This is a genomic window from Nostoc sp. CMAA1605 (assembly GCF_021596505.1).
Taxonomy (GTDB): Bacteria; Cyanobacteriota; Cyanobacteriia; order Cyanobacteriales; family Nostocaceae; genus Trichormus.
Genome location: NZ_PJIZ01000049.1, coordinates 41,862 through 50,831, shown reverse-complemented (window position 1 = coordinate 50,831; position 8,970 = coordinate 41,862). Strand labels below are relative to the sequence as shown.

6 protein-coding genes and 1 pseudogene are annotated in these 8,970 nt (G+C 41.7%); 5 read left to right on the top strand and 2 right to left on the bottom strand.

Features of this window, described 5'->3' with window-relative positions:
• From CV014_RS17390 to CV014_RS17380, 3 genes and pseudogenes are all read left to right on the top strand, one after another.
• A pseudogene (locus tag CV014_RS17390) lies at positions 1-249 on the top strand (NAD-dependent dehydratase); the annotation flags it as partial.
• Positions 250-379: 130 nt separating this feature from the next.
• Positions 380-1,537 carry a glycosyltransferase family 4 protein gene (locus tag CV014_RS17385; protein ID WP_236143175.1) on the top strand — a complete coding sequence of 386 codons (1,158 nt, stop codon included), beginning with the start codon at positions 380-382 and terminating at the stop codon, positions 1,535-1,537.
• 139 nt (positions 1,538-1,676) lie between these two features.
• Entirely contained in the window at positions 1,677-4,253 is a 2,577-nt protein-coding gene (locus CV014_RS17380) for a GAF domain-containing protein (RefSeq protein WP_236143174.1), read from the top strand.
• 74 nt (positions 4,254-4,327) lie between these two features.
• On the opposite strand, the gene CV014_RS17375 is transcribed toward CV014_RS17380, so the two are convergent.
• Together CV014_RS17375 and CV014_RS30140 are read right to left on the bottom strand one after the other, a co-directional pair.
• Positions 4,328-4,606 (bottom strand): DUF7219 family protein, encoded by a 279-nt coding sequence (locus CV014_RS17375; protein WP_103139500.1) that lies wholly within the window; start codon positions 4,604-4,606, stop codon positions 4,328-4,330.
• 391 nt (positions 4,607-4,997) lie between these two features.
• Positions 4,998-5,129, bottom strand: a complete 132-nt coding sequence (locus CV014_RS30140; protein WP_268964764.1) for a hypothetical protein — start codon at positions 5,127-5,129, stop codon at positions 4,998-5,000.
• A 171-nt stretch (positions 5,130-5,300) separates the two neighbouring features.
• Between CV014_RS30140 and purC the strand changes: the two genes are divergently transcribed.
• Both purC and CV014_RS17365 read left to right on the top strand, forming a co-directional pair.
• Positions 5,301-6,035 carry a phosphoribosylaminoimidazolesuccinocarboxamide synthase gene (gene purC / locus CV014_RS17370; RefSeq protein ID WP_236143177.1) on the top strand — a complete coding sequence of 245 codons (735 nt, stop codon included), beginning with the start codon at positions 5,301-5,303 and terminating at the stop codon, positions 6,033-6,035.
• Positions 6,036-6,298: 263 nt separating this feature from the next.
• A complete protein-coding gene (locus CV014_RS17365; RefSeq protein WP_236143173.1) occupies positions 6,299-8,953 on the top strand; it encodes a BamA/TamA family outer membrane protein in 2,655 nt (884 codons plus the stop codon).
• Positions 8,954-8,970: the final 17 nt, after the last annotated feature.

The following is an 8,970-nucleotide window of genomic DNA, read 5'->3' as shown; positions in this document are numbered from 1 at the left end:
GCGTTAATGGTGAAAAAAGCCGGTAATGCTTTGGGACTCAATGTCGAAATCAGTAACTTAGATAATCCCAGAGTTGAGAAAGAAGAACATTATTTCAACGCTAAAAACACTAAATTGCTGGATTTAGGTTTACAGCCTCATTATCTCTCTGATTCTCTTCTGGATTCTCTGCTGAACTTTGCTGTAAAATACCAGCAACGCGTTGATAAAAAGCAGATTTTACCGAAAGTTTCCTGGCATAGAAATTAAAAAAGCACTAGAGTCAATAGCTTTTGAACTTTCTAGGGGTATAAGGGTGTAAGCAGTGTAAGGGTTATGAACCCCTAAACCCCTAAACCCCTACACCCCTGTACCCTTTCTTCAGCATGAATAATTTCCTATGAGAATTGCCTTATTCACCGAAACCTTTTTACCCAAGGTTGACGGCATTGTGACACGCCTACGTCACACCGTTGACCACCTACAACGTCAAGGAAATCAAGTTTTAGTAGTTGCGCCAGAGGGTGGAATTACTGAACACAAAGGAGCGAAAGTTTACGGTGTGAGTGGCTTTCCTTTGCCTTTGTATCCAGAGTTGAAAATGGCATTACCCCGTCCAGCCATCGGCTACACTCTAGAACAGTTCCAGCCAGATATTATTCATGTTGTCAATCCGGCTGTTTTGGGTTTATCGGGGATTTTTTACAGTAAAGTCCTGAAAATTCCCTTAGTTGCTTCTTATCATACTCATTTACCCCAATACCTACAACATTACGGTTTAGGAATGTTAGAAGGATTACTTTGGGAACTCTTGAAAGGGGCGCACAATCAAGCAGTTTTAAATTTATGTACTTCTACCGCCATGATGACAGAACTTTCATCACATGGCATTGAAAGAGTAGATTTATGGCAGAGGGGAGTAGATACAGAATTATTTCACCCCGATTTAGCCAGTTTAGAAATGCGCGATCGCCTCAGCCAAAATCACCCAGAAAGCCCCTTATTATTGTATGTAGGTCGTCTTTCTGCCGAAAAAGAAATTGAGCGCATTAAACCCATATTAGAAGCCATTCCCCAAGCCAGATTAGCCCTAGTCGGAGATGGCCCCCATCGCCAAGCCTTAGAAAAACACTTTGCAGGAACAAATACTAATTTTGTCGGCTATCTCATGGGACGAGAGTTAGGTTCAGCCTTCGCCAGTGCTGATGCTTTTATCTTCCCTTCCCGCACCGAGACACTAGGTTTAGTATTACTAGAAGCCATGGCCGCAGGTTGTCCCGTCGTCGCCGCACGTTCTGGCGGTATTCCCGACATTGTGACAGATGGTGTCAACGGATATCTTTTCAATCCTAAAGCTGACATTCAAGATGCTATTGACGCAACTGTTAAGCTATTAGAAAACAAACAAGAACGCGAAACCATCCGACAAAACGCCCGCCGAGAAGCAGAAAAATGGGGATGGGCTGCTGCTACACAGCAACTACAAGATTATTATCAAAAAATCCTGTATGGCAAGACTACAGGGAGTAGGTTACAGGTTACGGGAATTAGGGAATAGGGATTGGGGATTGGGGATTGGGGATTGGGAGACAAGGTAGACAAGGTAGACAAGGTAAAAAATTATCAATCGATTAATAACTAATAACTATTGACTATTGACTATTGACTATTGACTATTGACTATTGACTAAAAACTAATGACTCTTCCTAATCCTGGTAGCGTCTTGGCTACATTAACAGAACTGACTCAAGTGAATCGCACCCACGCTTTATTGCGGCGGGTGAAAGACCTTTCTGTTAATGAATTTGTTTGTTTACTAGACTTTATTACTGCCGAATTTCAGCAATTTCTCAGAGCTATTGAACTCATTAATAATGAAGCTCTAGAAAATATGCTGGAAAAAGTTCTAGAAGCAATCACCCTGAAAATTGGTCAAATTCTTCAAGCAGAACATACAGCAATTTTTTTAGTTGACCACGATAAAAGTCAATTGTGGTCAAAAGTTCCTCAAGATAATGGACAAAAGTTCCTAGAAATTCGCACTCCTATTACTTTTGGAATTCCTGGTCATGTCGCTAGCACAGGTCAATATTTAAACATAGGAGAAACTGCAACTCATCCTCTTTTTAGTCCTGACTTGGAAAAACAAATGGGCTATACAATTCACAATATTTTGTGTATGCCTGTTGTGAGTAGCAAAAGTCAAGTGGTTGCGGTAGTTCAACTAGCAAATAAAACTGGTGATACACCTTTTAATCATGAAGATGAAGAACATTTTCGGGATTTTGCCGCATCTATTGGCATTATTTTAGAAACTTGTCAATCTTTTTATGTCGCTGCACGTAACCAACGAGGCGCAACAGCACTTTTACGGGCGACTCAAACACTGGGGCAAAGTTTAGACTTAGAAGCTACTTTGCAAATAGTGATGGAACAAGCCAGAATTTTAATGCAGGCTGACCGCAGTACGCTGTTTTTGTACCGCAAAGAAATGGGGGAATTGTGGACAAAAGTAGCAGCCGCCGCAGATACGCAAAATTTGATGGAAATTCGGATTCCAACTAGTCGGGGAATTGCTGGTTATGTAGCTTCCACAGGGGAAGCCCTGAATATTCCTGATGCTTATAAAGACCCAAGATTTGACCCGACTACAGATAGAAGGACGGGTTATTTAACCCGCAATATTTTATGTTTACCAGTATTTAATTCTGCCAATGAATTAATAGGTGTAACACAGTTAATTAATAAACAACAAGGAAGTTTTACTGCGTCTGATGAAGAGTTTATGCGGGCTTTTAATATTCAGGCGGGAATAGCTTTAGAAAATGCCCGTTTATTTGAAAATGTGCTGTTAGAAAAACAATACCAAAAAGATATACTGCAAAGTTTATCAGATGCGGTAATTTCTACAGATATGGCTGGTAGCATAGTCACTATAAATGATGCAGCCTTAGAGTTATTGGGTTGTCCTTTAGGAGATGTTAACTATAAAAGTAATAAAATTTTGTGGGAACATAACTTAATTGGTCGCCTAGTGTGGGAGGTTGTACCAGTAGACAATTTACAAATGCGTTTAGAGGATAGTTTAAAAACTGGTGCTAGACATTATGTTCCAGAGCAAAGTTTGACCTTGGGAATTTATCAATTACAAAATACTGAAGGTATACTCACTAGTGAGGCTCAATATTCTATTTTGACAGTGCGCGATCGCACTAATCCTGATATTTTCATTCCCTGGAATTTACCCTTAACTCCCCAGTCCAAGTTTCTCACATCAGAAGAAATTAGCATTCTAGACCGTAGTATTAATTTAACTGTTAATCCCCTAACTAATCCAGAAGGTGGAGTCAGGGGTGGTTTGGTTGTATTAGAAGATATCAGCCAAGAGAAACGCCTAAAAACTGCTATGTATCGCTATTTAACTCCCCACGTTGCTGAACAAGTAATGGCGGTGGGAGAAGATGCTTTGATGGTAGGTGAGCGAAAAGAGGTAACAATTTTATTTTCTGATATCCGTGGTTATACTACATTGACAGAAAATCTAGGTGCGGCGGAAGTAGTATCACTACTAAACCAGTATTTTGAAACAATGGTAGAAGCAGTATTTAACTACGAAGGTACTTTAGATAAATTTATTGGTGATGCGCTAATGGCTGTATTTGGCGCGCCCCTACCACTAACCGAAAATCATGCTTGGCGCGCAGTACAATCAGCCTTAGATATGCGCCAACGCTTAGAAGAATTTAACCAACGGCGCATTATCCAAGCCCAACCGAAAATTAATATTGGTATTGGTATTAGTTCTGGGGAAGTAGTCTCAGGAAATATCGGTTCTCAAAAACGGATGGACTATACAGTTATTGGTGATGGTGTAAATTTAAGTTCACGTTTAGAGACAGTCACAAAAGAATATGGTTGTGACATTATTTTAAGTGAATTCACTTATCAACTATGCAGCGATCGCATTTGGGTACGTCAATTAGATAAAATCCGAGTCAAAGGTAAACACCAAGCCGTAAACATTTACGAACTCATTAGCGATCGCACAACTCCCTTAGACGATAATACCCAGGAGTTTTTGTTTCACTACCACGCTGGCCGTGAAGCTTACTTATCTCGTAATTTTACAGGAGCGATCGCCTGTTTTGAGGCAGCCAAACACATCAAACCCACAGATCAAGCAGTGATTTTGCAACTAGAGCGCGCCTATAACTACCAACATACACCGCCTTCAGATAATTGGGATGGTGTTTGGACAATCACGGTGAAGTAGTCAATAGTCATTAGTTATTGGTTGTTTCCAATGCCCAATGCCCAATGCCCAATGCCCAATGCCCAATTTCCATTTCATGACTCTTCAGGATTTTCACCTTCATCTTGAAACGGGTTTTCACCAATTTGTAACTGTTTTTTTGTCCGCTTTAAGTTTTTCCACAAGGCTTTAATTTGTTCGTAAGCATCCTCTGGTTTTAATTTGCCAGACGTTTCTAGATTACAGATGTAACTGATTTTTTGGGCAAATTCTTGGAGATTAGCATTAAAAACCAAGTTTTCTGGCTTAACTTGACCATAGTAACGACCACGAGGGTAGAGAAAATTGTCTTTACTCACTATTTTTTTCTCCATTTATTCAACTCCCGTTTGATTTCCATCATTAACGCTAAATTTCTAGTAGTATTTTTATCCTAACTTTTGTTTTTTTAAGTATAACTACTATTAACTTAGGTAATGTTTATGGTTTTATTTAGCAATAAAATCTGCGTAATAGTTTGAAAATGCTTTTTGGTCTTGTATGTATTAAACTCGATACCTTTTGGGTTGTAGATACTATTCACCTAATAAAGTTTGTTTCATCATATTTCATCTGTTACATAATTGTCATGTAACTTTTCTTTGTGCAACAAAAATTTAAGTATCAATATATACAAATATTCGGCATCTCCGAAACAATTGAACCCTACAAATATCATAGTTAAAAATAATTCTCTTCTATTGCAGGTTACATATCCCTACGCTCTCATATAATTGTCTGTCTGGTGAGTGCTGAGTTGTGAGTGCTGAGTGCTGAGTAATGAGTGCTGAGTGCTGTTAGCGGAAGCGGCGCGTTGAGCAGCGTGCTGAGTGATGAGTTATTAGTTATGAGTGTCATAGTCACTCGTTATCAGTTTTCCTTGCCTGCTTTCCAGTCCCCAATCCCCAGTCCCCAGTCCCCAATCCCCAATCCCCAGACTTGAATAGCTAATAGGGAATAACTAAAGATAAAATGGTGAAGCCCGAAAGCTACAAAAGCTGTCCATCGCCTAAAATCTTACCCTCCATCATGTCTGTTAATTCCAAGCTATACGAAGGCAAAGCAAAAATTCTCTATGCAACTGATGATCCTGAAGTTTTACTAGCTGACTTCAAGGATGATGCAACTGCATTTAATGCCCAAAAGCGGGGAAGTATCCTTGGTAAAGGCAATATCAACTGTAGTATTTCTAGCCAACTGTTTCAGCAGTTAGAAAAGTCTGGTATTAAAACACACTATATAGATAGCCCTGCGCCTCACCAAATGCGCGTGAAGGCAGTAAAAATCCTACCTTTAGAAGTAGTTATCCGTAATATTGCGGCTGGAAGTCTGTGTCAACAAACAGGGTTAGAACTGGGTACAGTATTAAAGCAGCCCCTAGTAGAGTTTTATTATAAAAACGATCAATTAGGTGATCCACTACTAACACGCGATCGCCTTTTACTACTAGAACTAGCTACACCGGAACAAGTAGATGCAATTACTCATCTAGCATTGCAAATTAATGAATTTCTTCAGAAATTCTGGTTGGACTGCGGTATCACCCTCGTTGACTTCAAACTAGAATTTGGCGTTGACTCACAAGGCAATTTACTCTTGGCAGATGAAATTAGTCCTGATACCTGTCGTTTGTGGAATGTCACGGAAACAGATCCTAATCGCCGTGTTATGGATAAAGACCGTTTCCGTAAAGACCTGGGGAATGTAGAAGATGCTTATCAGGAGGTTTTACAAAGGGTGTTGCAAGCGGTAGAAACTGAGTGATGAGTGATGAGTGATGAGTGATGAGTGCTGAGTGCTGAGTGCTGAGTAATGAGTAATGAGTAATGAGTAATGAGTAATGAGTAATGAGTTTTGAGTGTTTTGAGAAAAGTGGGGCGTTAGCCTGTGCTGAGTGAGGAATTAGGGAAAGAATATTGTGTAATAGTCACCAATCCCCAATACTTCGACAAGCTCAGTACAAGTCCCTAGTCCCCAATCCCTAATTATCGTGATGGTGTGTGGATGTGAAGAGGAATATAAGTAAAATGCGTTTATCTCCCGTATTAGTGACAGCTGTAGCGATTACAGCACCTTTAACCGGCTCTTTGAGTGCTAATGCCCAAACTCCTAACAGTTTAGAGGTAACAGCAGAAGTTGTCCCAGGTGCCAATAATCAACAATTAGAACAGGTTGAAACTGCACTAGAACAGCAGCCCCAACTGACTGAAGTGAAAAACTTGGCAGAAACTCCGACTGCGGATAATTCTGCTAAGGCTGCTTTATCATCCAACGAGAAATCGACAAAATCCGCAGCAACGGTAACAAAAGAAGTAACTGTACCGACTATAGAAATTGCTACAACCCCAAATTCTACTGCTCAAAAATCTAATTCTCTTCCCACTATTTCAGTCTCATCTGCTACTACCAAAGATTTAAATGCTCAAAAATCAGTTTTTAAATCCCCTGTAGTTATTTCTTCGTCTCCGTTAAAAATAACAACTACAAAAACAGCATTAAGTAACCAAGGAACAGCTAGTCAACTAGTACAAGCACCAGCTACAAATCCTGTTACACCAACGCCAGAGACAACACCCACCACCCCAACAACAGAACCAGAAACCCCGACACTAGAAACAACCCCAACAACAGAACCTGCAAACACACCAACATTAGAAACAACCCCAACAGCCCCAACAACAGAACCCGCAAATACACCAACCTTAGAAACAACACCCACAACCCCAACAACAGAACCTGCAAATACACCTACAACCCCAACACCAGATTCTACTAATCCTCCCGCAACACAGGATAATTTCAACACTCCCAGCAACAGCCAAGAAACTACAGAACCCCGTGTGTTGGTATCAGAAGTGTTGGTGCGATCGCAAACAGGACAACTCGCTCCAGAATTAGAAACTCAAGTTTATAATGTCATCCGCACCCAACCAGGACGGACAACCACCCGTACCCAACTGCAAGAAGACATTAACGCTATTTTCGCTACTGGGTTCTTCTCTAATGTCCAAGCTACGCCAGAGGATACTCCCTTGGGTGTCAGGGTAAGTTTTGTTGTCCAGCCCAACCCTGTGTTAACTAAAGTAGAAGTACAAGCTAACCCAGGTACTGAAGTTGCTTCTGTACTTCCATCTGGGACGGCGGATGCAATTTTCCGTGAACAATACGGCAAAATCCTCAACTTGCGGGACTTACAAGAGGGTATCAAGCAACTAACCAAGCGATATCAAGACCAAGGCTATGTTTTAGCCAACGTCGTGGGCGCGCCACAAGTTTCCGAAAGTGGAGTTGTCACCCTGCAAGTAGCGGAAGGCGTGGTAGAAAACATTAAAGTCCGCTTCCGTAACAAAGAAGGTCAAGATGTCAACGAGAAAGGTGAACCAATTAAAGGCCGCACCAGAGAGTATGTAATTAAGCGGGAACTAGAGTTAAAGCCAGGACAAGTATTTAACCGCAACACCGTGCAAAAAGACCTACAACGGGTATTCGGGACAGGATTATTTGAAGATGTCAACGTTTCCCTTGACCCTGGAACTGACCCCAGTAAAGTTGATGTAGTCGTGAATGTCGTTGAGCGTAGTAGTGGTTCTATTGCGGCGGGTGCGGGTATTAGTTCTGCGAGTGGACTTTTCGGTACAATCAGCTATCAGCAGCAAAACCTGGGTGGTAGAAACCAAAAACTAGGCGCAGAATTACAGGTGGGTGAAAGGGAGTTACTATTTGACCTCCGCTTCACAGATCCTTGGATTGCAGGCGATCCTTACCGGACTTCCTACACAGCCAATATCTTCCGTCGCCGTTCTATTTCCTTGATTTTTGACGGTCAAGATAACGACATTAGAACATTTGACCCGAATAATATTACTAACACTGATGAGCAAGACCGCCCCCGTGTCACCCGCTTTGGTGGTGGTATAACCTTCACTCGTCCTTTATCTAGTAATCCTTACGAAAGAGCCGAATGGACTGCTTCAGCCGGATTCCAGTATCAACGAGTAACTACCCGTGATGCTGACGGTAACTTGAGAAAAGAGGGGGCAGTATTTGATGATAACGGCAACCGCACCAGTGAAAATATTCCCCTGAGTTTTTCTGGTACAGGAGAAGATGATTTATTGTTCCTACAGTTAGGAGCGCAACGCGATCGCCGTAACAATGCTTTACAACCTACTAGCGGTTCTTTCCTGCGTTTTGGTGTAGACCAATCAGTACCCGTTGGTTCAGGTAGTATCTTTCTCACCAGACTACGGGGTAGCTACAGCCAATATTTACCCGTGAAGTTTACAGGCTTTACCAAAGGCCCCGAAACCCTAGCTTTTAATATCCAAGGCGGTACAGTCTTCGGTGATTTACCTCCCTATGAAGCCTTTACCCTTGGCGGTAGTAACTCCGTGCGCGGTTACGAAGAAGGCACATTAAGCAGTGGACGCAGTTACGTCCAAGCATCAGTAGAATATCGTTTCCCTGTCTTCTCAGTTATCAGTGGCGCGTTATTCTTTGATGTCGGTAGCGACTTAGGCACTACCACCAGAGCGGCTGAGGTATTAAACAAAAACGGCACAGGCTACGGCTACGGCTTAGGTGTGCGTGTACAATCACCCCTTGGCCCAATCCGTATCGACTACGGTATCAATGACGATGGTGAAAGCCGGATTAACTTTGGTATTGGCGAAAGATTCTAGGGTAGTCATTAGTCATT